Genomic DNA, 22,992 nt, shown 5'->3' with positions numbered 1-22,992 from the left:
TCCCTATCAAACTCAATGAAGTGGCCAGATTACACCGTGGATCGGTACAGGTGGTGATCGTATGAAGATACAGACGATTGATTTTCATTCTGACCTGTTACGCGCCATTCTCTGGCAGTATGAGAATGCTGACAAACTGAAAATACTGGCAACCCGTAAAGCCGATTATTTCAACCGTAACACGGCGGCGTTCTGGCAGAACTGGACTCGTGATGTATTTCATATCGACACCGCCAGTGACTTCGGACTGGCAGTCTGGGCGCGCATTCTGGATGTGTCATTGGGGATCGATGTTTCCCCCAGTGACAAGACGAAAATCGGTTTTGGCTTTGGCAAAAAGCGTAACTTCAAGGGCAACTTCCGGCGCAATGCCGATTACACCCTGATGCTGACCCCCAGCCAGAAACGCCTCATCATTCGTATGCGCTACTTTAATCTGACCCAAAGTCCGACGGTCACCAACATCAACACCTTTCTGGAGCGCTTCTTCTGGCGTAACGAAAGCAAGGTGTTTGTGCTCGATCCGCTCGACATGACCTACCTGTACTACGTCTTTAACTTTAAGCCGGACGAACATCTCAGGATACTCCTGGACAATTTTGATTTGATGCCGCGTCCGTCTGGCGTGGGTGTCAAATACCGCGTTGTGACCAAAAAAGCTTTTGGCTTCGGCAAAAAACACACCAATTTCTTAACCAGCAACTTCGGAGCATAATGCCATGACCAAAACATTTAAAACCCCCTTTGCGGCGCAAGGGGACGGATGTCTATTTTAACAACAAACAATAAATTTTATTAATGTCCTGCTTGTTATTACGTGTCAGTTTGATGTGACAGAAATATAACATTTTGAATGTATAAACTACTGATCAAGATTAACCCAAACAGACTCTCCCGTGTTGATAAACCCACTTATTGATGTTTACAGGCGGAGAAGTTCCCACCGCCTTCATATGACTTAGCAATGTACGTTGTTGATTAAATGAGGGATTAAACATGAATGTCCAAGATAATAAGCCTGATACAACGGCTATAAAAAATGATGAATGTCCTGATGCAGCAATAAGGGAAGCAGACACTGTTACGCTGAATAACGCAGTGGATAGTGACAATCAAACCTTTGGATTCGGCAGCAATCACACCAACTTCTCAAACAGTAATTTCGGAGCATAATGCCATGACTAAAATCTTTAAAATTCCCTTTGCGGCGCAAGGGGACAGGGTTGCTATACCTAATGAAGTCCAGCCAGACGGTGCCGTCTCGTATATCCAGGGCTATGGATATGATTATGAACGTGACCAGAATACCGATCCGGCTGCGAAAGATATCGAACGTGAGAAGATGAACGGGATTTTCCACGATATCACGGCAGCGGTGGGGGAAATGCAGACGTTTGGGGCGGCGAAATGGTCGTTAGAGGCGCAACCTTACCCGCTGCGTGCGCTGGTCTATCATAACCAAAAACTCTACCAGTCACGCATTGAGAACAATAAGGAAGATCCGGAAGCAGGAAAAGGGTGGGTAGAACTGCGGGCAGATTTGACGGCGGCGGATGTGGGTGCTTATAACAAAGAAGAAGCCAATCAACGGTTTCAGCCATTGGGGAACTATACGCCTGCAGGGTACGGCTATGGCAAAGAGGAGTCTGACAATCGTTTTCAGCCGAAAGGCAACTACCAGCCGGTGGGAAATTATGCGCTAAAAGGAGAGAGCTATACTAAACCAGAATCGGATGGAAAATACCAACCGATGGGAAACTACCTGGTTGCAGGTTATAGCTATTCAAAGGACGAAAGTGACAGCCGATATCAACCCAAAGGTAACTATGCGCCAGCAGGTAATTATCAACCTGCTGGAGATTACGCGACTAAGTCTTGGGTAGATGCTACTTATTATAAAAATGGTGACAGCCCAAACTTCAATACGGTAAACGCATCTAGAATCACTATCGGTGGTGTGAACGCTGCAAGAGTGGGGGATAGCTACACGAAAGGGGAATCTGATGGCAAATACCAGCCTCGTGGGAACTATCAGCATGCCGGAAATTATCAGCCAGCAGGGAATTATGCGGTTAGAGGGGAGAGTTATACCAGAGGGGAGAGTGATAGTAGATATTTGGGACTTGGTGGAGGCAGTAAAAGTCTTAGAGTGTTATATAGCGGATTGCTAAGGGAGGGAGAATCTACCACTTTGGGTGAAAGCATAATTGGCAAAATTATTTTTGTGACAGTGGAAAATGGCGGAGGTCGTCAATTTGGTTTTTTCCCTGTAGGGGATATGACTTATCAATGGACTGGTGGATGGGATGGGTTTATTTTAATTAACTTGTCTGGTGATGGGCGAACTATTCGTGTTGTAAAAGAAAACAATTATTGTCGGCTTAAGGGGGTGGAGGTATTAGTATAACACGGGAGAAGAGGCAACGCCTCTTCTCTATTCTATAGGAGTAAGTGATAACTATTAAACTTTGACTCTCTTTAACCAGTGACGAATGAATACTCGCCACAGCGTCAGTTTTATTTGAGTGATAAGTGACCGTTTTCGGTTTTCTTTGTCAAGTTCTGATAGCTCTATCACTCTATCGCCAATTGAAGATTCAAATGATGGAGAGACATTAATTACCGGGGGAATAACGCCTTTTAACTTGATGATTCCTTGCTCCTGAAACAACTTCCAATCATCGGCAACAAACCTAACAGGTTGTAAATATTGAGCCAACTTTTTAGCTGCGGCTAGATTTAATACATAACCAAAAGTATAAAATGAATCTATAACGTTAACGATGTGATGCTCTCCCATCAAAGGTTTTTTAAATGATTCAAAATATTCATTGGTTTTATTCAATAAAAAGACACACGGAGATGAACTTAGCGCCAGTAGGGGATTTTCTAGAGCGGATAATACAGGAATTAATGTATCATCGATAATAATATCATCTTCTAATATGAGCGCGACAGGGATATTACTATCTATCATTTTCTTGTATGTCTTCAAGTGGCTCATTGAGCATCCTACTTCACCGAGAGTCAGTGCTATTTTATCAAAGTCAGGGCATACCTCATTGAGTTGCTTATCAGTAAGTTCTTTTCCATACACTGCGGTGATAAATTCAGCATCCAGATTTATCTTTTGTAGCTGCTTTTGTATTGATTTTTTTCTTTCTACATCTTTTTCCAGATTAATAACAAAAGTTTTCATAAGTCATCACCATAATTGAGCTTTGATATTAGTGAATATTAGTCGGATAATTATGGCTACTAATCCTACAATCACAACCTATTCTCACAATCATGTTTTGGTAGGGCGCATATACTGAGTTAGTCACCATATCCTGAAAAGCATAAAAATGATTAACAAAATACAATGGGTATTTATATCCCTTCGTGTTTTTTATTCCTAATAATCTATGGTAATAGTTTGTAACCGTTTGTTTTTTTGTAGGGTTAATTGACGTTTATATTAGGAGTTATGATTTTAATCTATTGATTTTTATGGATATAACAATGATTTTAAAATCCCTCGGCCTTATGGCTGTGCGGGTTCAAGTCCCGCCCTGGGCACCATATAAAACTCACTGGTAATACAGTAAGTTAGCGTTAAGAAAGAGCCACCTTTGGGTGGCTTTTTTTATGACTCAAATCACCTTTCACTATTCTTTCACTATATCTTTTCACTATATTTTAGACCTCACGTTTACTTTTTTTGACCCCCAACAACCGGGACAATATTCACTTTCCGATCATATCTCGCCGTCTGGGTAATATTTCTATGACCCGATATTTGTTGTTTTTCCGATAACGGGCCGTCAAGGTCTGAAACGCCTTTTGCCTTCAAATCATGAAACGTAAAGTTAAAGTCCAACGCGGGAAAAGTGTCTTTCGCTATATCTTTTGCTTTTTTCCAGCGGCTGTTAAACCCGTCACGCGTATACCGGGAACCTTTACGCTGGTGGAGTACGTAGATACTGCTAACGCCGGTATCAATCGGCAGTGCTTTGCTCAAAGCCACGGCGTTATCTAACCGGTTTGTCCATGCCTTGATTTGAGCAACGCCTGTTTTACCCTGTTTGATGAAGATACCCGCTTCCTGTACCTGTGCAAAGGTGAGGGCCAGAACATCCGCTTGCCGTGCAAGGCACAGGTACGCCAGTTCCATTGCAATCTGAACTATTGTAGGGGAGACAGAATAGAGGGCATTATATTCATCATCGGTAATATAACGATCCCGTGCTTTTTCCTTGAACTGCCGTACCCCTTTACATGGATTTCCTCTGACTAGTCCCCGTTCGTATCCCCAGCCAAATACGCGGGATAAAAAGTTTTTCTCTCGGTTGGCTTGCGTTTTGGATTTCAATCCACGCTTATCCATGTACTTGCGAATATGCTCCGGTTTAATGCTATCAGGCAACATGTTCCCGAAAACAGGTAATAGCTTTTTGGAGTATTTTCGATAATCTTTTTGGGTTTCGATAGATAGATCGGTAAAATCACCGGAGAGAAAAAACGCCTTAACCAGCCCGTTTAGCGTTTCTTCGTTTTTCTGGTCAGCAAGCAGTTTTTCATAGGCGACCCAAACTTCGGCCTGAGTCGCTGAAAAATCGCATAAACGTATCGTCCGGCTATCGTGAGTGAGAAACTCATACGCCGAACGCCCCCGCCGAACGCGAGGGGGCATCCAGTTATCTGTGGGATTTTTACGCTTTCTACCCATCAGTCTAAGGCTCCGAAGTTAGGTTCTTGGGGGGCAGGAGCATAGTTTCTAATCCGCTGTGACAGGGGATTGTTAAAATGCTCCCAGGTAGTTCGGGGTTTCCCGTCTCGCCGAATGACAAAAAAGATCCCCGCCGTTTTTAACGCTTCACGCTGCTTGGATGGGATCTGATAGCCAGTGAGTTCAGCGATATCTGCATCACTAATAATGCCGGTTCTCGCATCCATATTGACCTCAATTATCAATAACCGTTCAGATTGAATATCACCGTCTTGTCAACGGCGCGGAATAATGTTTATAGAATGTTCCCGGATAACTCCATCTTTATTTACCTCTTCTTCATAGCCTCTAATAAAATGTCCTGTACTTCGCGTTTCGAATTACGGCGTTCCATGACCATCTCATCCATCGTGCCGTGGGCGATAATGTGGTGGACAAATACGGGACGGTTGTAACCGGCCTGTGCCTGTCGGGTAGGGCCGATACGTTCAATGATTTGCTGGTATTGCTCCAAGTCCCACCAGTGGGAGAAGAACACCAGGATGTTGCCGCCGTCTTGCAGGTTTAATCCGTGGCCTGCGCTGGCAGGGTGAGCGAACATCACGGGGATCTTTCCGGCGTTCCAGTCGCGCAGGGTCTGGGGGTTGTCATCAAGATGTTGGCCTTTAGGAAAGGACTTTAATAACCGCGCTAAGTCGTGTTTCCAATGGTAGGCCACGAGCACCGGCATTCCGCCCGCTTCAGCAATAATACTGTCCAGTGCTTGTAACTTGGTGTCGTGCATTTCCTGCCAAGCGCCGTTCTCGTCGGTATAGATAGCCCCGCTGGCGATTTGCAGGCACTTCACGGTCTTGGCCGCTGCGTTCGGGGCTTCAATGCCGACGCCTTCCAGCTCCAGAAACATCTCTTTTTCCATCGCCTTGTACTGCTGGTGGACTTTAGACGGCAGTTCAACGCGGATCACATTGTGTATAGGTTCGTCAATGTCGAACCAGTCTGCTGCATCCAGAGAGATAGTCACATCATTAAGCGCGGCTTGGATTTGTTCCTGGGCGAAGTCCTTCGGCTTTAAGTCCGGCCAGTGTTGTCCGGGTCGCTGGAAATTATTAAACCAGCGCGAAGTAAAAGCGCTGTAGGTTCGGCCAAGTCGCTCGCCCTGATCGACGAACCATGCTTGCCCCCATAAATCTAACAATCCGTTAGGAGCAGGCGTGCCGGTGAGATTGACCCACCGGTGTATGTGCTTGTGCGCGACTTTAGCCAATGCCGCCGCTCGCTTACCGCCCTTGCGTAACCTGAACGATTTTAGCCGGGTGCTCTCGTCCGCAACGACGGTACCGAACGGCCATTTATCCCCCAGCGTTTCAACCAGCCAGACGAGGTTGTCGTAGTTGGTGGTAAAGACGCTGGCATTGGTATTGTTGAGTGAAGCAGTGCGTTCCTTAGCACTGCCCACAATCGGCTGGATTTCGATATTGTGTAAGTGGTTCCACTTCTCCGCCTCATCTGGCCACGTTGATCGAGCCACCCGCAACGGTGCCAGTACCAGTGTCGGTTGCGTCTCGCCGCCTGCCATGTACAAATCTTCCATTGCGGTTAATGTTGTTAGACTTTTGCCCATCCCCATACCTGCCCACACATTGCAGCGTGGAGTATCAATGAGAAAATTAACAATGAGGTTTTGATAGGGGCGAGGGGTGAATGCTTGCATGCTTTGCCCTTAAAACAATTTAGCTATATCAACGCCGTAAACCTCTAACCATGCGGCGTGCGGGAAACTAAGGACGTAATCATTGGTTATTGGATCAAAGCAATAAGTATCTTGTAAGTCGTGGTCATCACACCAGCGCATTAAAGGGCGATAATAGTGACGCGTTGCCGTTGCCCGCCATACTTGCTGTGTAGAAGCCCATTCTTTACTGGCACCGAATTGTGCTGCTAATTCATCCCGTTCACGAGTAGCCCTGTTTAACTTGCGTTGTAAGGCTGAATTGCGTTGAAGTGCTACGGCTTCCCGTTTTTGGCTAATCTGGGATTTTGTACGAACGGCTTCGTCAGCTCTGGCTTTTTCTTCTAACCGACCTTGTTCGGCTTTCATGGCTATTTGTAGAATTTCGAGTGTTGATAGTTGTGGCAGAGTTGCGGGCTGTTGCTGAACGATTGGAATAGCTTCCCCAGACTCTAAAGCGAACCAACGGTCAATAACTGCTGCTCGTCTTTTTACGTCATAGCCTGTGACCAAAATTTCTGTATGCCTGCGGTCAAGTAAGAATTCATAGACGTAGCCTCTGTCATCAAAAATAGGTTTAACACCTTGAATTTTATGATGAAGCAAAAACGCGGTCATCTTTTCTTTGTTGGTATCCCACTTATATGACTTAACATTTTCGCCACTATCAACCGCGTATAGTGCAGGCACCATGGCTCTAATATCACGATGAACATCACTGATTCTTTTACCTGTCAGTTCTGCAATTTCACGGCTGCTCATCATGAGCTGGTTTATGTTTTCACTTCCATTTGTTAATGCTAAAAATGTAATGTTTTGCATGTTCGTACCTTTAGTTAATGTTTTCTAGGTTTGATGCTTCTTGAGCTGCTTGTTGTGCAAAGTCGAATAGCTCACAAGCAAGTTGTGATCCTGATTCAATGGCGCTCAATCGTTGAGCTGATTCAAGAACGTGTGCAATAAGTGAAAGCAAATCGATAGGGTTTAGTTGTGAAACTTTTATAGTCATTTTCCGTTAGCCCCAAAATAATGAACCACAGTGGTTCATTTACAACTAAGTAAACCACCGTGGTTCATTGATGTCAAGACCACTGTGGTGCATAATTACGAAATTAGATTTTTGAGGTTGATGAAGATGAGTCGCGAAGATGCACAGATGAAGATCCGCCTCCCTGCGGAACTTAAAGAGAAACTAGAAAAAGCAGCAACGGAAAATAAGCGCTCAATGAACGCCGAGGTGTTGCAACGTCTATCTAAGAGCTTTGAAAAAACCAAATGGATACGTGAGGGTAGTGGAAGCGGTTTTATCACCCCGGAGTCGTTGCACATAGACCCTGAATTTGTTGACAAAATGGATAACGTAGTAAAAACTTTGAGGGCAATGACTGATAAAGGTAGTAAGGAATGATTACTGCTTTTTCAGCCGTAACAGTATTTCTGCGTTTACTGACCTCATATTTTCTTCCGCTGATTTCTTCAATTCCTCCGCTAATTTGCGGGGAATTCTAAGTTTAAATTGCAAATGTTCGCCAGATTTACTCATTCTGATTTTCTCCGTGTGAATTTGTCGTACATGGCATCTAAATAAAATACGAATGCTACTAACACGAAAGCAGGCCAAAATGCACTAACGAACATATTTTCGAAAAAATCTAACTTTCGGCCTGAGTGTTTAATACGGAATTTTATTGCTAACAAGATGAAGGCTAAAAAGCAAAGGAAAATATAACAGCCTAAAACAAGTTCTCTTGTAATATCTGACATTATTTAATTGGCTCCCTAATTTTATAAATGGAGTTTTGCGTTGCTATATATCCGTCAGTTTCATAGGTTTCTAAATTTAGAACTTGGGAAGTTATTATTTCCACTCCATCTGCAAATCGTTTTTTACTGTCATTAAATACTTTGCCAAATGCCACCATAGTTTGGGGGTAACCTCCGGCAATATCGGTTATTTCTATCTCTGCTGTAAATTGTGGGGTTGAACCTTTAGTAATATCCCTGCTAGTTTCCCATCCGGCTTGAAACGCTTCCCAATAATTTTGGGCAGCGATATCTGAATATGTCCCATCGTCATGTTTGTCTAAGGGGCTCATGGGGTAACTAAATGCATTACTCATGAATAACTCAAACGCTAATCTGCATTCATTTGAATTGATGTTGGTCATTTTTGATTCTCTCTCTTATAAAATGTCATCCAGTGCGTGTACCCGCGTTTGCCTGACGGATGGCCGATAACAGGTTTAATATCTATTAGCTTCAAAATCTCGCTGGTCTTTATTTGGGTTTCGTTCCATTTAAAAATGAGTGTTCGCTCAGGATGCAATACCCTGAACGCTTCTTTAAATCCTTGTGCTAAATCATCACGCCAAGTATCAGGAGATAGTGCGCCATACTTCTTTCTTTGCCAGCCATTCTTGCCTGCACGGATTAAATGAGGTGGGTCAAATACCACTACATTAAATGATGAACTCTCAAATGGTAGATCTCTAAAATCAGCGATCACATCGGGATTAATATTTAATTCCCTACCATCACATAAAATATGTTGCTCTCTGCGAATGTCACAAAATAAAACATCTGGATTGGATTTATCGAAATAAAACATTCGAGAGCCGCAACACATATCGAGAATAGGCTTATTCATTATTCGTACCTATTTGCATTAAGATCCGTTTCCCAATCCATGCCATTACTGGTACGGCCATAGAATTCCCAATTGCCCGATAGCGATGGCCATCAGGACAATTTTCTGATATTTTGCCATTCCACGGGATCTGGGTGTGATTATCGGAAAAACGGATCTGGGTGTGATTATCGGAAAAACCCTGTAATCGCTCACACTCCACAGGCGTTAAACGACGCACGGCATAGCCATAATTCACGCCATGAACATCGGTTGTGGTCAGTGTGTAGGAAATTTCAGGCTGATACCCTTTACCGTTGCCGCCGTTTTGAGGTGCCCGGTTTATCGTGTTGCCTGCCAGTGCAATAGCCACTAAATCAGTAGCGCTTTTATCATCTCGGGATCTTAACGTTGATGAGATATCATCTGCCCGGTATTCGCCAAACGAGAGCAGCCGATAGGTGGATACCAGCCCGCTGCCTCTTTGTGAAAATATCTCCTGATTGCTCATCCCGATACCGCCCGTGTTATGGCTCTGGTTTAACGTCGGGTGCGGGTTTAGTCCTGAGTCCCAGTGACTACCGATAACAGCGCGGCTTCCAGCATTTCCGGCAACTGCTTTTTCCGCCGTTCCGCACGGTTCAGTATTCCGGCGCACGCGGTCTGGCTCAAAAAGTACCGTGGCGGGACAGAAGTCTTTTCGAGCACTTGCGACAACAAACACACGTCGGCGTCGTTGGGCCACTCCGAAATATTGAGCATCAAGTACTCGCCAGGCGACAGTTCTTTGTGGTCCAGACACATAACCCGCGTTTGTCCATTTCTTCCCTGATGGCTGCAACGGTTCATCTTCTCCGGCAAGTCCTGCAAGAAAGCAGCCAAAGGCATTGTCTTTGCTGGACAGAACGCCGGGGACATTTTCCCAGACGATAATGGATGGCTGTTCGCCGTTTGCTGCCCTGACTGAATCAATGACATTTGCCAACTCCACGAATGATAATGTTAGTTTTCCCCGTTCATCGCCCAGCCCGTTACGCAGGCCTGCAATGCTGAATGCCTGACAGGGTGTCCCGCCGACCAGAATATCCGGTGCATCAGCCTGATTTACTGCAATCATGGCGGGAATCTGGGTCATATCCCCCAGATTTCTGACATACGGCCAGTGGTATTGCAGTACTGAACTGGGGAATTTCTCGATTTCACTGAACCACGCCGGAAACATACCGAGCGGTTCCCATGCCACACTCGCGGCTTCAATGCCGGGACAAACAGAGCCGAAACGAATATTCACGATGGGTTTATCCATTATTTTCCTCACAACATACTTTCGGGTATTTTAATTGCGGAAACTCGAATGCAGCGTTTATTACCTAATAACGCTTCTTTTTCATCTTTATTAGATTTCGCGGCTAAAAATGCTTTGTTGTATATTCCCGCCGCCCGACGTGGGAGGCCTTTTTTTTCTAGCTCAGAGACTTTTTTCATTAATGTGTTAAATTCTTGCGTCATAATATTTCCTCCACATTCTTACTATCCAAAACCACGACCTCACAGCCTAATGCGCGTAACCTTTCATGCTCGCGTATTTGGTCGGGGCGGGGTCTTTCACCGGGCGCTTTACATTCAACAAAAACTATGCGCCCACCGGATAATATACAAATTCGGTCAGGGACAGAACGGCGACCGGGGGAAACAAATTTATAGGCCATTCCTCCGGCTTTTTTAATTTCTTTGACTAAGTGATTTTCGATTACATTTTCGCGTATTTTCATTTTTATATTTATCCCGTTCAATTTGTTTTAAACAAAAATCCGAACGAATTTCCGCCCATTCAATATTTAAGGTATTTCGGGAATGGCGGGCGGCTTTATTCCAAACTTTCGATGCCCGTAAATAATCACCTTCGCGTTCAATTTGCGCAGCCTCCCGCGCCGACCGAAAATATAACGGGCTGTCATGGTACTTATATGCCATAGGGTGGCCTTATTTAGCGGTGCAGGTACAGCGGCCAATAAACGCCAGTGTAAGTGGGTATGGGTCATCGGGGTGGGCGATGGTATCGACGTGGTATACTCTTTTACGGTAGGTAACGGAGTAACCGTCATTTTTAATTAGAAGCAACTTTCCAGTTACTGCGCGGTAGTTGATTGAAAGCCCGTTACCGGCGGTAAGGGTAAAACAACATTTTTCACCAACAGCGACTGGCTTCGGTTCACCATAATAGCCGCGACATTTTTCACAACGTTCCATAATTTATTCCTTCTTATATCGGTATGATTCAAAGCCACCCGCATTCAACGGCAAATCAGGTGCCCAGTCGGGGTTGGTGGCGAGTAGGGTGCTAAGATGTTCATGGGAGTAATTCGGGGTGTCCGGTACTTCGGTCAACACCTCATCGTGCACGGTCAGCACAATGGCATAGCCTCCCTCTTCAATCCGCGGCATGTTACCCGCCAGTACATCGCGGGCGGCGGCTTGTGTGACATTTTCGACCAGTTTCCCCCCGTAGGTTTTGAGCCGTTGCCATTTGCGGCTGTAGGGATTGGTGCCCATGTAACTGATCTGCCCGTCATCAAGGCGGGGTGAGGGGTAACAGACTGCCCGCCCGGACGGTAAAACCACACGGAGCCACGCCCCATCACGGCGGACTCGTAGCTTACGGCAGGGGATAGTGACACTGGGAGAACTAATTACCCGCTTTACCGCTTCTTCCAGCTCATACCAGAACGGCACCGTAGCGGTATGGGCATTACGCCACATGCGCTTAAGCGAATCGCAGGTAATGAAGACTTTTTCGCTCAGGCCATAGGTTTGATTCTGTTCCACAGATTTCTTATACCAGCTCATGGCCTCCCGCTGGATATTGGCCGGAATGTTGGGTAAAGCGGCAGTGGCCAGCTCTTCGAGGTCAAGGCCGTAGGTGAGGGCAAATGTGACAAACGCAGCTACCCCACCACCGTAACCTAGCCCCAGTTCCATGACCTTACCGATCTGGCGCTGGTCTTTCGTCACCTCATCCGGCTCGATGTTGAATGCGCGGGCATAGGCCAGTTTGTAGAGGTCTGCACCGATACCGTTATCGAATTCACTGAATGCGGTGATTTTCCACAATTCCCCCGCCAGCCATGCCAGCATACGCCCCTCAATATTGGACAGGTCAGATACCACCAGTTTTTTACCCGCCGGTGCGATGATAACGCCACGGACTGCCGAGCTGGTTAACTGCATGATGTCGTCATAGAGCAGGTCGGCACAGCCCGCTTTCAATGCATCGATACCGGTGTCGATCACATTTTGGGGTAGGGTAGGCCTCGGTAAATTTTGGGGCTGGAATAGGCGTCCTGCCCAACGTCCGGTACGTGATGCACCACAAAATTGCAAGGTTCCCCTTAAGCGCCCATCCTCACTAACGCCATTCATCAGCGCCTTATACTTACTGGTGCTGGTGGTGCTGGCCTGTAAACGAATGGATAGCAGTTCACGTAAGGGCGCAGGCAGATCGGGATCGGCTATTCGGCGCTCCAATGTGCTTTTTTGCATGTCCGGCAGGATGACACCGAATGCCGAGGTGATATGCCTTAACATGGCATCACGTTGGGTCGCGGCTTGTACCTCCCCGTCGGTCATTTCCTGAGTACGGGCGGCTAATAGCTTTTGTTCCTGCTCTACGGCATCAATGGCGGATTTGGCGAGTTCAACGTCCATGCAGACACCACGATCATTAATTTGTTGGTCACGGTGCCAAAGTGTCAGCTCATCTCCCTGATAATTCCATTTGGGCAGGCGCTTATGTACCTCGCGCATGGCTTCGATATCAAGGCCAGCATAGGCAATAAAACGCTGCCACTCTTCAGGATGGGTCTTGCTGGTGGCACGGCGAATAGCGACATTTTTAGGGCGGGGTTTACAAAACAGTTGGATAAGCGCCTTGCCTTCTTTATCTTTTGCCTTATCTGCGGAGATGCCCAGCACATCACACAATGCACTGAGCGCCCCTGGTAAACCGTGCGTCAGTGCTTGCACCATCGTGTCGTGCCAGCGGGAGAGTTCGGTTTTAAATCCCGTATGAGTCAGTACCGTTCGGTCGAAATGGCTGTTATGGGCAAAAAGGATGACGTCAGGGTTACTTAATGCCTGCTTAAGAGTTTCCGGCATTGCATTGCCTGAAGTAACGTCCCATACCTGGACAGGGTTATTGTTAACCGCCCATGCAAACAACATAATTTCGGCATGTTCGGCGTAGACGTGAGTACCGTTTCTGATCGGGATCTCACTATAGGTTTCGAGGTCGAGCCAGAGTGTTGTGTTCATTTTTATTCACTAAATTTGAGGTAGGTATGAGTAATAGTGTATGGAAGTCATTTATTCCCTTTAGTGTTTCTATTCTTTCGTTAGTTATTTCTGTGATGGTTTGGTGGCAAGCTGTAGAACAAACAAGATTACAAGCATTAAATTATGAAATTATGAAATTATGAAATTATGAAATTATGAAAAATCGACGGAGCCACATATCACAATTGTACCTACCATTGACCCTGAAAAAGAATATAAAGGGTTTTATCTATTTAATGGAGGAACAGGTACTGGATATATCGAAAGTATTAAAATAAAAATAAATGACGAAATAATAAGTGACGAATATTTTGATAACACTGGAAAACATGGCTTGTTTCATGTTTTAGCCGATCGCTTAGGGGTTATTAATAGTAATGATTGTTTTAAATACGGTATTCCGAGAAAAGGTGACCCAGTTACTCTTAATGAAATGATGCTATTATGGGCTGTATCGGGTGAAAAACTTGATTGCGTTGCTGAACACGTCCAATTATATAATGTGTTGCTGTCTCATTATGCGAATTTTGATATCATACTGACATATAAATCAATATATGGTGTTACATACCAATACTCTTCTAGATCGAATTTAAAAGTACGGCTATAAAAACATAAAGCCCCTTGCAATGGGGCATTATTTTTAACTAACGGTTCCCGTCGGCAACCCAATTAATTCATTAAGTGCTTCACGGCGAACGGCGGGAACCGGTGCCGCTTTCACCGTGTCTTTAGGCAATAGTTCGGCTGCTTCCGGCCATTCTGCTAATAAGCGTTTAACCGAGCGGACTTTTAATAATGCGGCTTCTACGTTATTGGTGATAGTTTCCCGTTGGTCTTCTAATTCACTGTAACGTCTTTCGAGTTCATAGAATTCATTAACCAGCGGGTTATCGGCTAACAGCGTGGTCTTTTTCGGTGTTATTTTGTATATATGGTCCCGGTTTTCGCGATAGTGATAACGCTCTCGTGCCCCGTTGAAATACGCAATAACTGAACAACCCGCTAAATTAATTTCTATGTAGATAGCTTCGCGAACCGGCATGTCATCTACGTGTAATGATTCGGGTATTTTAGCCGCCAGTGTTTTTATTTCAGACTTAATGTTCTGAATGGCGGTTTCCATAGTAATACCGCCAATGGCTTCGATTCTTATTTTCTCTGCCCAGTCTGCGCGGTCTTTATATAGGTGTTCCTCTTTTTCGAATATTCCCGCTTTAGCCAATGCGTTTTTAACAATTAATGATTTTACTTCTTTGGTTAATGTTTTCTGTGTCATGTTTTTTACCCTAAGAAAAGCCCCGTATAATGAACGGGGCAATTAGTGTTATCCGAGGAAATCTTCTGTTTCTGCGTCAGCGCCTTCGCTTAAATCGTCAAACTCATCTACCGATGCCACACCTCCACCGGCGAAGGCGTCACCATCACGGTAGAACTGAACACCGTCGAGTGATGCTGAAATACCCTTGCCGTTATTGTCATAGGCGAAAATGCTGATAATCGCGTTGACATAGCAGCCTGAGTACGGTTTACCATCCTGCGCGGCGAGTGGTGTACGGTATTGGTCGATAACCAGAGGTCTTGCTTTATTACTGGCGGAAATAAACATACACCCTGCATAACCGTCGTAGTCCGATTTATCGTCACCATCACGGAAATTGAACCGCATGTTATTACCGCGAATGCTTTTGATAATGCCTTCAGCTTTAGCACCCCATTTATCAGTTGCCACTTTTTTGATGGCGTTTTCGATCATTTCGATGATGTCTTTGCGCTCTTTGGAAATAAGGAAATTCGAGCGAAATTTATAATCGCCTTGCCCATTAACCTGGGTTGCTTCAAATAAGTCAGGAAATGCCAGACGCACGTTTAGTAATTTAATTTTCATGTTGTTATCTCGTTATTGATTAGATGTGGTTAGACGAACATATCGTCAGATACGTCGTCAAAATCGTTTATCGGGTTAACGTCCAGTGCTGGACGGGGATCGGATTCCGGTACGACGGTGGGTTTACCGTCAGACCGAATAATGAGTGATTCCAGTTTGGCCCACTTTTTCGGAGAGTCTTTTTTGAGAACTTTTTCCGCTTGGGGAGGACTGATAATTTTTTTGGTATACATCTGGTCTTGTTTGAGCTTGAACGTTTTTAACATTGCTTCGGCGTCAGCTTCGACACCCCACGCTCTGTTACCTTGTTTACCTTCGACCAGCTTAAATCCGGGAATTGGATGGCCTGAATGCAATTCATCGTTGACTCGTACCCGAACCGACTTGCACCAGCTTTCGACAAAATCAACCTGCGCGTATTTGGCTGCGAGTGTTTGGCTGTCGCAGAGGTAGATTTGCTCGGTGGCCTCTGATATCTGTGGCTCTAATGGTTGTGTCAAATCGACAAAATCATCCGCGACAATGCTAAGTACTTGCTCCGCGAGTGCTGAACACGTAGCTTTTGCCTTACAAAACCGACATTGTTTTTCGCCGGGGGTGAAGGTATCGACGGGCAGTGTGTCCACGCCTTCGCATTGGGCTATTGCGAATGTGGTAATGACCGAAGCGGCGGCATTTTGGGCACGTTCACCAAATTGGCGCAGATCATCCACGCTCACTGACCATTCCGAAACGTGGTGCAGACGAGGCTGATGGATGAACAATCGCACGGTCTCGAACTCATACAGCATGTCGAACTGATCGAGTGCACCGAGGGCATATAACATCAACTGCTCGTTTTCCTCGGCGTAAACCCGGACACCCTGACCGTATTTCAGGTCATGAATTTGCAGCTCGGTACCGTTGATAATGATGGCGTCTGCCGTGCCGAAGGAGTTTTCGACGCCGATCACGTCAGAGAAATCGACGCGCTGTTCGATCAGTAATTCCTTACCCTGAGCCAATCCCCAAACGGTTTCCACATATTGGCCGACATACTCCGCCATTTCCTCGTTGACCTGTGGGGTATCCGGTTTGAGCAAGATATATTGTCCGATGTATTCGTCTGTTTTTAGCCCCATTGAGCAGGGCATTCCTGCTACGGTTGGTTTTTGGCGGCTATTCAGGACGCTTTCAGCCAGGGCATGTGCTGCTGTACCCTCAATGGCGAACGGTGATTCTTTATCCGGTTGGTCGGCTTCCATCGCCAGACTACCGTGACAGCGTAGCCAGCGATGTGCGGATGAAGGGGATAGACGTGCATGTTGTGCTTCCGGCATGGTTATTCCTCCCAAGCATCGGCGGCCAATTTAATCACCTCGGGTAGCTTGTCCTGTGGGATATCGCCCAGTTTTTTGACACCGAATTTAGCGACGATACCGACAGCTTCACTTCGGTAACCGGCTTTCGCCAGATGTAACAGTGCCTGATGAGCCTGCTCATAAAGTGCGGCATAATCCAGTTCTGGCTCTGGCTCTGGCTCTGGTTCGGTTGTTTGTTTGCCCTCAGTCAATAAGGACAGCGCAAACTCGCGGCGCTCGGTGATGCCGGGGATATCGTCCCAGCTCGCTACCATCTCCAGACACAGGTCTAAAGTGGTCGCTTTTGTTAAAGGTTTTAGTTCCTGCAATCCCTGTAGCGCAGAATCTAGTGCGTCTACCTGACCGTTGCGCTCTTCGCCAACCGCCTCAATGACAGCGCGAGCCTGTGCTAATTTGTCTGCTGTCAGGTCGTAGGCCTCACTTTTGAACAGTACGGCGATAGCGACCACGGTTTCTAAATCCAGTGTTTCAATATCAACTGGTGTAGTATCGATAGGTGTAATATCAACTTTCTTTTTCACTGACTTTGTCTTTTTGGAAGACTGTTCGACGTTTTCAGGCAGAGGGTTAATTTCTTTCTCCGGGGCGGCTGAATGGGTAACAACGTTATTTGCCAACGCCGAAAGAAGTTGCTGGATTAAAGAATTGTTCTGGGTATACAACGAATTTCGCTGCTCTCGCAGTGCGTTTTGCTGGTCCAGAAGCGCGTTTTGTTGCTCTAAAAGCGCATTATTTTGCTGGATAGATGTTTCTAAGCTCATTTTTGCTGACCTTTTACTATGAATACAGGGTGATCGGGAATCGGGTGGTGGGGTTGCGCTTTAACTCTTCGCATTTCCGTAGCCAGCGCAGGCGGCGAACGGCGTTGTTTATCGGATATTTTTCAACGGGAATTAATTTTGGCTTCATAACCGGAACTCCTCTTTTGCATATCAAAAAGCACACCCGCTAAAACTGGCGGGCGGGTGTGGTAGCCAAAGGACAGGATGTGCTTTTTGATAGGGGGAGTAGGGCGTAGCGGGAACGCCCTTTGATTCGGTGTTATTTCTGGGTCAGACTGATGAGTGCTTTGGCGTGCAGGTGGGCAGATTCTTTATCTTTGTGAATTAATCCATTCCTTAGCCTTTCAATGTCGTGGTCATTCCGAACCCATACACATCTGTATGTATCTGCAAATCCATTTAAAAAATATGGAACGTGATAAAATTCACCATCATTAATCTCTGACTCATTTCTTACTGGCTCTGGAACAACATATTCCCTGATTCTGATAGTGCGGGGTTTTAGTCTATATAGTGTATCTTTATTAAATAATATTTCCTTTTTACAAGGCTCCCAATATAAATGTTCAGGCTCCCCATCAAAAGAATATTCAAAATATCCCCACGGTTTATCTGTCTCCTGCGCTAATTTGGCGTACGCCATAATTAAGCCTGCGTGTACATGTGGTTTAGACATTGTTATCTATCTCATGTTGTAGGTTAGCTCACCATAGGCCACTCATCGAATGGCCTACAGTCAATCAACCACACTCTCGCAGTGGTCGCGCTCATGCCCTTGAGTTCCTGTCGCTTTCTCGCCGCTGATAACCGGTGCAAGCCTGGCCTTCTTGCTGCTCTACCGGCACGTCTTCTTCCTCATTAACCCTCACCAGCGCGTGTGCAGTTCGACCTGCTTCTGGCTCCCTTATAGGGACTCGGGGCTGCTTCATAACAGCAGCGTCAAGTTAAACTTCGCGGTCTATCCGCTTTGTTAAACCATGATTAATTCTCCTATTAGTTAAGTTTTGCGGTCGCACATTCACCACTGCTAGATTTACCCGTTCGCGCCCGTGCTCACTCTCGTGCGGGGTTAATCATCCCACCAAACGGATCGCGCCTGATGGTACGTCGCAGTAATGCGTAGGGGTCTAAACAGGGTTCCTGTGCTGTTCCGACTTTCTGAATTGTTAAAGAGCGGTGATACAAAACCGTATACAAATACTATAGAGGATTTATATCCCTTTTGGGAATCAATGTAAATACAAAAAAGGATAATTTTGTGAAAAAGAAAGGCCGCGAAAGTGCGGCCTTATTTATCTATTTGTTTTTAAATATATTATTTTTTTAGCAGAGTTGGTTTAGCTATCCCCGCGACGTAATGCATGGTTTCAACCGTGTTTTTGGGGATGCGTACGGGGGCGTGGTCTTCGTTGACGGGTAGTAGATGACATTGTCCGTCACGTTCAAACAGAAATGTTTTAACGGTGGTGGTGCCATCTGTAGTTATGACTAAAACTTCATCCCCAGATGCTAACTCATGGTTAGGTTCAACCACGACAAACTCTCCATCTTTAATACGTGGCACCAATGATGCACTCGTACATTTTACAGCGTATACGTCGCTATCGTATGACGGCCAACGGAGGTACCGATTGTTCTCACCGTAACTGGCGGGTGTTTCGCAGAGCTGGTCTCCATCGCTAATAACTACGTCATCACGAACAGGTACGTTAGTGAAATTTTGAACAAAATAGTCGCCATTAATCTCAGCAATAGCAGTCGGTACTGCACTCTGTAAATCACACTCAATCAAGTCGATTACCGATACTCCAAAAAAATCAGCAAGGTGCTTTAGCGTTGTGTACTTTGGGTCGTTGACTTCTCCTGTCAGTGTTCTATGTAACGTTGGCTGATTCATTTTTATGCGCTTGGCTAGGTCTTTTACGCTAGGTATCCCGTGTCTTTCCATTAAATACCGTATGTTTTTGGCTAGAAAACCAATTCCAAATTCGGACGCCATCTTTTTACCTCGGATTGAGTAATTATTAATCTGTTATTCATATTTGCATATATTAGAGAGTTTTTGAATGTGTTCCAGTATTGAAATTGAATCCGTTTTTGTATAGTTTAATTTCAACCACCAAATGAGGAGCATGAAGATGTACGAATTTCACCCACAAGAATTGATTAAGAAAATTATAAACGCGGGTTTTACTCAATCCCAAATAGCAGAGCAAATAGGCATTAGTCAGGCGTCGTTAAGTCGTATTTTGACAGGGACAAGCCTCGATCCTCGTTTATCTACCGTTCGTGCCATCGAAAAATTTTATAATGAAAACGTTAAAGATAAGGCGTGAGCATGGAAATCCGATACTCTTTGGGAACCAGTGCCGAGGACGGTCAGCCGCGTGAATTGTCGGTATCCGACTTCGGCGCATTTGAACAGACCATTCGCGATCAACGAACAACTATCGGTGTTTTGCCTGATGATACTAAAGAAGAGCTGGACGCAAAAAAGCGTAGGCTCCCCTATATCTGGCATGTATTTAGAAACGGTGCTGCGCGTCGTCGCCGTACTGCCAGTGCAGGTAACCTGTACTATTTACCGTTAGATCTGGACGGTGTCACCCAGAACGGGTGGGATTGTATCCGGGAGATTTTATCTGCTTACCGTGGATTCGCTTACACCACGGCCAGCCATGAGCACCCGGTTGCAGCGGGTGAGTATCGTATCCGTATCATACTAGCCCCGTCTCGCGCGGTCTCTCCTGCCGAAAAACAGCCATTGTTACAGGCATTACAGACTGAGATCATGAGCGTTGTCGATCTGCTCTACGATGGCCCCGCAAAGTGGGACGATTCGGTTTACCGTCCTGCACAAATGGTTTTCCTGCCTGACGAACGGGCGCAGTTTTGGTCATTCACGGGTGAAGTTGTTGATGTCGATACGTTGTTGGCCACAGTACCTGTACCTACTGAAATCCAAGACGATACTGAGCCCGACGACCTCACGCGCTTGGTGGATTTGGAGAATATCGACGGTAACACGTTCGAAGACCTGCGCTCGGCGCTCTGGCATCCCAGCATGTTACAACACGCGGAAAATTACCCCTCGTGGGCGGCAATGGGGAACCGGTTGGCATGGTTCAAAGACACTGACTCTGAAGAGAAGGCCAAAGCACTATGGGTCGAGTGGTCAGCCAAAGCTGATAAAGGTGATCCTGAAGCCGCCACCAACAAGTGGGAACAACTCACCGCTGATCGGACAGGCTATCAATCTATTTTCTCGCTGGCGCAAAAAGCAGGGTGGGTGAATCCCGGAGCTGAACGCTGCCAGTCCGCCGTTGCTTGTGTTGATGACTTTGAGGATGTGACTGATACCGGAGTGTCAGAGCCTGCGCCTTTGCCCTCGTTCAAACGTGATAAGTGGGGGCAAATTGAGGCAACAATAGAGAACGTCACCAAAGCTGTAATGCGTCCTGATTTTGTTGGTATTGATATTAGGTTTGACCAGTTCCGTGATGAGATTATGTTCGCCCCCGCAGGGACTGAGCAATGGCAAACATTTGGTGACGCTGATTATGCTCGGCTACGTATCACACTGGAGAAACGTAATTTCAAACCTGTAGGTCGCGAGCTGATCCGGGATGCAGTGTTGTTGGCGGCTGACGAGAACCCTTTTGATTCCGCTATCGCATGGCTAAATGGCCTGAAATGGGATGGCGTCCCGCGCATTGAACAGTTCTACCACACTCACTTGGGGACAGAAGATACTCCGTTTACACGTGCGGTTTCTAGATATATGTGGACTGCATTAGCTGGACGGGTATTAAAACCCGGTATCAAAGCTGACATGGTGCCTGTTTTGGTGGGGAAACAAGGCTGTGGGAAGTCGTCCGGTGTCGCGGCACTTTCCCCTGATCCTTCTTTTTTTACTGAAATCTCATTCGCTGAGAAAGATGATGATCTGGCCCGTAAGATGCGTGGGCGTTTAGTGGCTGAAATCAGTGAGTTAAGAGGGCTGAATACTAAAGAACAAGAGGCTATCAAGGCGTTTGTCACCCGCACGCATGAAAATTGGATACCTAAGTACCGTGAATTTGCTACCCAGTTTCCCCGGAGAACCCTTTTCGTCGGTACGACCAACGAAGATGAGTTTTTGGACGATAAAACAGGTAATCGGCGCTGGCTACCTGTAGAGGTTAAAAAGATATCAGTAGAGGACATTAAGTCCGATCTGACCCTGCTATGGGCCGAGGCAAAAGTGATTTTTGAAGAAAACGGGATACTGTTTCGTGATGCAGAACGGTTAGCCGCGGCTGTACACGAGCAATATACCATCAAAGATGTGTGGCTAGAAACTGTTGAGCGTTGGTTAGTTACTCCTGATTTGATGACAGCAGAGATACCCCGAACTCGCGAATTTTTACGTGCAGGGGATGTTTTGCGCGAGGCTTTGAACATTGATCCCAAAAACATTGGAAGACGTGAAGAAATGCGAATTAGCAAAATTTTGCTAGTTTGTGGTTATAAACGTGTTTTAAGACGCATAAACGGGAAATCACAACGCGTTTATGAAGCTGACGTAACAACCTGTAACAACCTTGAACAGTGAGGTTGTTACATTTAATTCCATGATTTAAAAAAGGAATTACAACCGTAACAACCGTAACAACCTAGTTCTAACTACCCCCCAATTAGTATATAGGGGCTCTATAGGAAAGGTTAAGAAAAGGTTGTTACAGGTCGTTACAGGTTGTTACACCTCTTAATTGGTAAAACTTTTCCAGTTCGCGGTGCAGGTAACAAATTGCGGCTTGGATTTGGTGAAAAAGCAGCACATGCACGTAAACACGACGGCTTCCAGTAAAAAATTTTGGGGTACACGAAACTACAGGGTTAAATTCTATGCGTGATATTCAACAGGTTCTACTCCGCTGGGGTGGGTGGTCAACAACCGAGCCCGTGCGTGTTGGCTGGTCATCTGTTGCCGCAGGGTTTAGCGGTCTGCCTCCTGCCAACGGTGACAACCGGCTGACATGCAGCGATGCAGATGGGCTAATCGTCGATCTCTGTGTGGCTCGATTGCAGATGCGAGGGCAGGAAGAAGAACTGGACTATATCCAAAAACACTACATGTACGGTTGGTCTAAGCGGGAGATAGCCCGCCGCCTACATGTATCAGAGAGTCTGGTACGCCAAAAAATGCAGGTGGCAGAGAGCTACATAGCAGGTTGCTTAGAAATCCTTGATATTCAATTGGATATGGATTTGATGGTTAAAAAGCAATCAAACGAACCTAAAACATTAGTGCGCAGCGCAAAAACTATGCTAATGTGGTAAAAATGGTTTTTTGCATCCTGCGAAAAGGCTCCCACTTTGAGGAGCCTTTTTCTTTTGCCCAAAATCCAAAACTGGGGAAAACAGCGCTTAGGCGTAGTGATTTGTCTGAACCCCAATAGTGGCGATTTGTTACAAAAATGTTATAACGAAAATCAGGCCATTATGGGCAAGAAGATTGCAGATTTCAGGGGTTAGATAGCGGTTTTGGTCTGAGTTGAAAAGTGCCAGGGCATGAAATAGC

General features: G+C 45.8%; 29 protein-coding genes and 1 pseudogene. 7 read left to right on the top strand and 23 right to left on the bottom strand.

Annotated elements, in window-relative coordinates:
- Nucleotides 1-61: 61 nt before the first annotated feature.
- From PSI22_RS18830 to PSI22_RS18820, 3 genes are all read left to right on the top strand, one after another.
- Entirely contained in the window at nt 62-715 is a 654-nt protein-coding gene (locus PSI22_RS18830; protein ID WP_273581069.1) for a baseplate wedge 1 family protein, read from the top strand.
- Nucleotides 716-996: 281 nt separating this feature from the next.
- Nucleotides 997-1,173, top strand: coding sequence for a hypothetical protein (locus tag PSI22_RS18825; protein WP_273581068.1), 177 nt, complete (start codon nt 997-999; stop codon nt 1,171-1,173).
- A 4-nt stretch (nt 1,174-1,177) separates the two neighbouring features.
- Nucleotides 1,178-2,407, top strand: a complete 1,230-nt coding sequence (locus tag PSI22_RS18820) for a hypothetical protein (protein ID WP_273581067.1) — start codon at nt 1,178-1,180, stop codon at nt 2,405-2,407.
- Between the two features lie 54 nt (nt 2,408-2,461).
- Here the strand turns inward: PSI22_RS18820 and PSI22_RS18815 are convergent, their stop codons facing one another.
- The 6 genes from PSI22_RS18815 to PSI22_RS18790 form a co-directional block, all read right to left on the bottom strand.
- Complete coding sequence (locus PSI22_RS18815; protein WP_273581066.1) at nt 2,462-3,199, bottom strand: glycosyltransferase family 25 protein; 738 nt, start codon at nt 3,197-3,199, stop codon at nt 2,462-2,464.
- Nucleotides 3,200-3,694: 495 nt separating this feature from the next.
- Nucleotides 3,695-4,711 carry a tyrosine-type recombinase/integrase gene (locus tag PSI22_RS18810; RefSeq protein ID WP_273581065.1) on the bottom strand — a complete coding sequence of 339 codons (1,017 nt, stop codon included), beginning with the start codon at nt 4,709-4,711 and terminating at the stop codon, nt 3,695-3,697.
- Nucleotides 4,711-4,938, bottom strand: a complete 228-nt coding sequence (locus PSI22_RS18805; RefSeq protein WP_038188374.1) for a DUF4224 domain-containing protein — start codon at nt 4,936-4,938, stop codon at nt 4,711-4,713. Before PSI22_RS18805 ends, PSI22_RS18810 begins: the two co-directional genes overlap by 1 nt.
- A 101-nt stretch (nt 4,939-5,039) precedes the next feature.
- The gene (locus tag PSI22_RS18800) at nt 5,040-6,422 is read right to left on the bottom strand and encodes an SNF2-related protein (RefSeq protein WP_273581064.1); all 1,383 of its coding nucleotides are present in this window, start codon (nt 6,420-6,422) and stop codon (nt 5,040-5,042) included.
- A gap of 9 nt (nt 6,423-6,431) precedes the next feature.
- Nucleotides 6,432-7,205: a Rha family transcriptional regulator gene (locus tag PSI22_RS18795; protein WP_273581063.1), complete on the bottom strand. Its 774-nt coding sequence runs from the start codon at nt 7,203-7,205 to the stop codon at nt 6,432-6,434.
- Between the two features lie 67 nt (nt 7,206-7,272).
- Nucleotides 7,273-7,449: a hypothetical protein gene (locus tag PSI22_RS18790; protein ID WP_155271466.1), complete on the bottom strand. Its 177-nt coding sequence runs from the start codon at nt 7,447-7,449 to the stop codon at nt 7,273-7,275.
- 126 nt (nt 7,450-7,575) lie between these two features.
- Between PSI22_RS18790 and PSI22_RS21425 the strand changes: the two are divergent.
- Nucleotides 7,576-7,704: pseudogene (locus PSI22_RS21425) on the top strand (Arc family DNA-binding protein); the annotation flags it as partial.
- A 144-nt stretch (nt 7,705-7,848) separates the two neighbouring features.
- On the opposite strand, the gene PSI22_RS18780 reads toward PSI22_RS21425, so the two are convergent.
- The 17 genes from PSI22_RS18780 to PSI22_RS18700 all read right to left on the bottom strand — a co-directional run bounded on the left by PSI22_RS18780 (nt 7,849) and on the right by PSI22_RS18700 (nt 19,428).
- On the bottom strand, nt 7,849-7,983 hold the full coding sequence (locus PSI22_RS18780; RefSeq protein ID WP_080718773.1) for an Arc family DNA-binding protein: 135 nt from the start codon (nt 7,981-7,983) through the stop codon (nt 7,849-7,851).
- A gap of 220 nt (nt 7,984-8,203) precedes the next feature.
- Nucleotides 8,204-8,560 (bottom strand): hypothetical protein, encoded by a 357-nt coding sequence (locus PSI22_RS18775; protein WP_273581061.1) that lies wholly within the window; start codon nt 8,558-8,560, stop codon nt 8,204-8,206.
- A gap of 44 nt (nt 8,561-8,604) precedes the next feature.
- Nucleotides 8,605-9,087, bottom strand: a complete 483-nt coding sequence (locus PSI22_RS18770; protein ID WP_273581060.1) for a class I SAM-dependent methyltransferase — start codon at nt 9,085-9,087, stop codon at nt 8,605-8,607.
- Nucleotides 9,080-10,372: a DNA cytosine methyltransferase gene (locus PSI22_RS18765; protein ID WP_273581059.1), complete on the bottom strand. Its 1,293-nt coding sequence runs from the start codon at nt 10,370-10,372 to the stop codon at nt 9,080-9,082. Before PSI22_RS18765 ends, PSI22_RS18770 begins: the two co-directional genes overlap by 8 nt.
- A gap of 8 nt (nt 10,373-10,380) precedes the next feature.
- Nucleotides 10,381-10,575: a hypothetical protein gene (locus PSI22_RS18760; protein WP_273581058.1), complete on the bottom strand. Its 195-nt coding sequence runs from the start codon at nt 10,573-10,575 to the stop codon at nt 10,381-10,383.
- A complete protein-coding gene (locus tag PSI22_RS18755) occupies nt 10,572-10,838 on the bottom strand; it encodes a PDDEXK family nuclease (protein ID WP_273581057.1) in 267 nt (88 codons plus the stop codon). The genes PSI22_RS18760 and PSI22_RS18755 overlap by 4 nt, the downstream gene beginning before the upstream one ends.
- On the bottom strand, nt 10,789-11,040 hold the full coding sequence (locus PSI22_RS18750) for an ANR family transcriptional regulator (protein ID WP_273581056.1): 252 nt from the start codon (nt 11,038-11,040) through the stop codon (nt 10,789-10,791). The genes PSI22_RS18755 and PSI22_RS18750 overlap by 50 nt, the downstream gene beginning before the upstream one ends.
- A 9-nt stretch (nt 11,041-11,049) precedes the next feature.
- On the bottom strand, nt 11,050-11,316 hold the full coding sequence (locus PSI22_RS18745; protein ID WP_273581055.1) for a hypothetical protein: 267 nt from the start codon (nt 11,314-11,316) through the stop codon (nt 11,050-11,052).
- Between the two features lie 3 nt (nt 11,317-11,319).
- Nucleotides 11,320-13,377 carry a DNA polymerase gene (locus PSI22_RS18740; RefSeq protein WP_273581054.1) on the bottom strand — a complete coding sequence of 686 codons (2,058 nt, stop codon included), beginning with the start codon at nt 13,375-13,377 and terminating at the stop codon, nt 11,320-11,322.
- A gap of 664 nt (nt 13,378-14,041) precedes the next feature.
- Nucleotides 14,042-14,677 carry an Nmad5 family putative nucleotide modification protein gene (locus PSI22_RS18735; RefSeq protein ID WP_273581053.1) on the bottom strand — a complete coding sequence of 212 codons (636 nt, stop codon included), beginning with the start codon at nt 14,675-14,677 and terminating at the stop codon, nt 14,042-14,044.
- Nucleotides 14,678-14,725: 48 nt separating this feature from the next.
- The gene (locus PSI22_RS18730) at nt 14,726-15,286 is read right to left on the bottom strand and encodes a DUF2815 family protein (RefSeq protein WP_273581052.1); all 561 of its coding nucleotides are present in this window, start codon (nt 15,284-15,286) and stop codon (nt 14,726-14,728) included.
- A gap of 29 nt (nt 15,287-15,315) precedes the next feature.
- Entirely contained in the window at nt 15,316-16,605 is a 1,290-nt protein-coding gene (locus PSI22_RS18725; RefSeq protein ID WP_273581051.1) for a DUF2800 domain-containing protein, read from the bottom strand.
- A gap of 2 nt (nt 16,606-16,607) precedes the next feature.
- A complete protein-coding gene (locus tag PSI22_RS18720; RefSeq protein ID WP_273581050.1) occupies nt 16,608-17,408 on the bottom strand; it encodes a hypothetical protein in 801 nt (266 codons plus the stop codon).
- Nucleotides 17,409-17,424: 16 nt separating this feature from the next.
- A complete protein-coding gene (locus PSI22_RS18715; protein WP_273581049.1) occupies nt 17,425-17,556 on the bottom strand; it encodes a hypothetical protein in 132 nt (43 codons plus the stop codon).
- A 132-nt stretch (nt 17,557-17,688) separates the two neighbouring features.
- Complete coding sequence (locus tag PSI22_RS18710; protein ID WP_273581048.1) at nt 17,689-18,105, bottom strand: hypothetical protein; 417 nt, start codon at nt 18,103-18,105, stop codon at nt 17,689-17,691.
- Between the two features lie 91 nt (nt 18,106-18,196).
- Nucleotides 18,197-18,358, bottom strand: coding sequence for a hypothetical protein (locus tag PSI22_RS18705; RefSeq protein ID WP_273581047.1), 162 nt, complete (start codon nt 18,356-18,358; stop codon nt 18,197-18,199).
- Nucleotides 18,359-18,744: 386 nt separating this feature from the next.
- The gene (locus PSI22_RS18700; RefSeq protein ID WP_273581046.1) at nt 18,745-19,428 is read right to left on the bottom strand and encodes a S24 family peptidase; all 684 of its coding nucleotides are present in this window, start codon (nt 19,426-19,428) and stop codon (nt 18,745-18,747) included.
- Between the two features lie 139 nt (nt 19,429-19,567).
- On the opposite strand from PSI22_RS18700, the gene PSI22_RS18695 reads away from it, so the two are divergent.
- The 3 genes from PSI22_RS18695 (at nt 19,568) to PSI22_RS18685 (ending at nt 22,751) form a co-directional block, all read left to right on the top strand.
- The gene (locus PSI22_RS18695) at nt 19,568-19,765 is read left to right on the top strand and encodes a helix-turn-helix transcriptional regulator (protein ID WP_273581045.1); all 198 of its coding nucleotides are present in this window, start codon (nt 19,568-19,570) and stop codon (nt 19,763-19,765) included.
- Between the two features lie 2 nt (nt 19,766-19,767).
- Nucleotides 19,768-22,023, top strand: a complete 2,256-nt coding sequence (locus PSI22_RS18690; protein WP_273581044.1) for a virulence-associated E family protein — start codon at nt 19,768-19,770, stop codon at nt 22,021-22,023.
- Nucleotides 22,024-22,316: 293 nt separating this feature from the next.
- Nucleotides 22,317-22,751 (top strand): antiterminator Q family protein, encoded by a 435-nt coding sequence (locus PSI22_RS18685; RefSeq protein ID WP_273581043.1) that lies wholly within the window; start codon nt 22,317-22,319, stop codon nt 22,749-22,751.
- Nucleotides 22,752-22,992 lie beyond the last annotated feature (241 nt).

Source organism: Xenorhabdus aichiensis (assembly GCF_028598775.1).
GTDB classification, from domain to species: Bacteria; Pseudomonadota; Gammaproteobacteria; order Enterobacterales; family Enterobacteriaceae; genus Xenorhabdus; species Xenorhabdus bovienii.
This window is presented reverse-complemented; position numbering and strand designations above follow the sequence as displayed.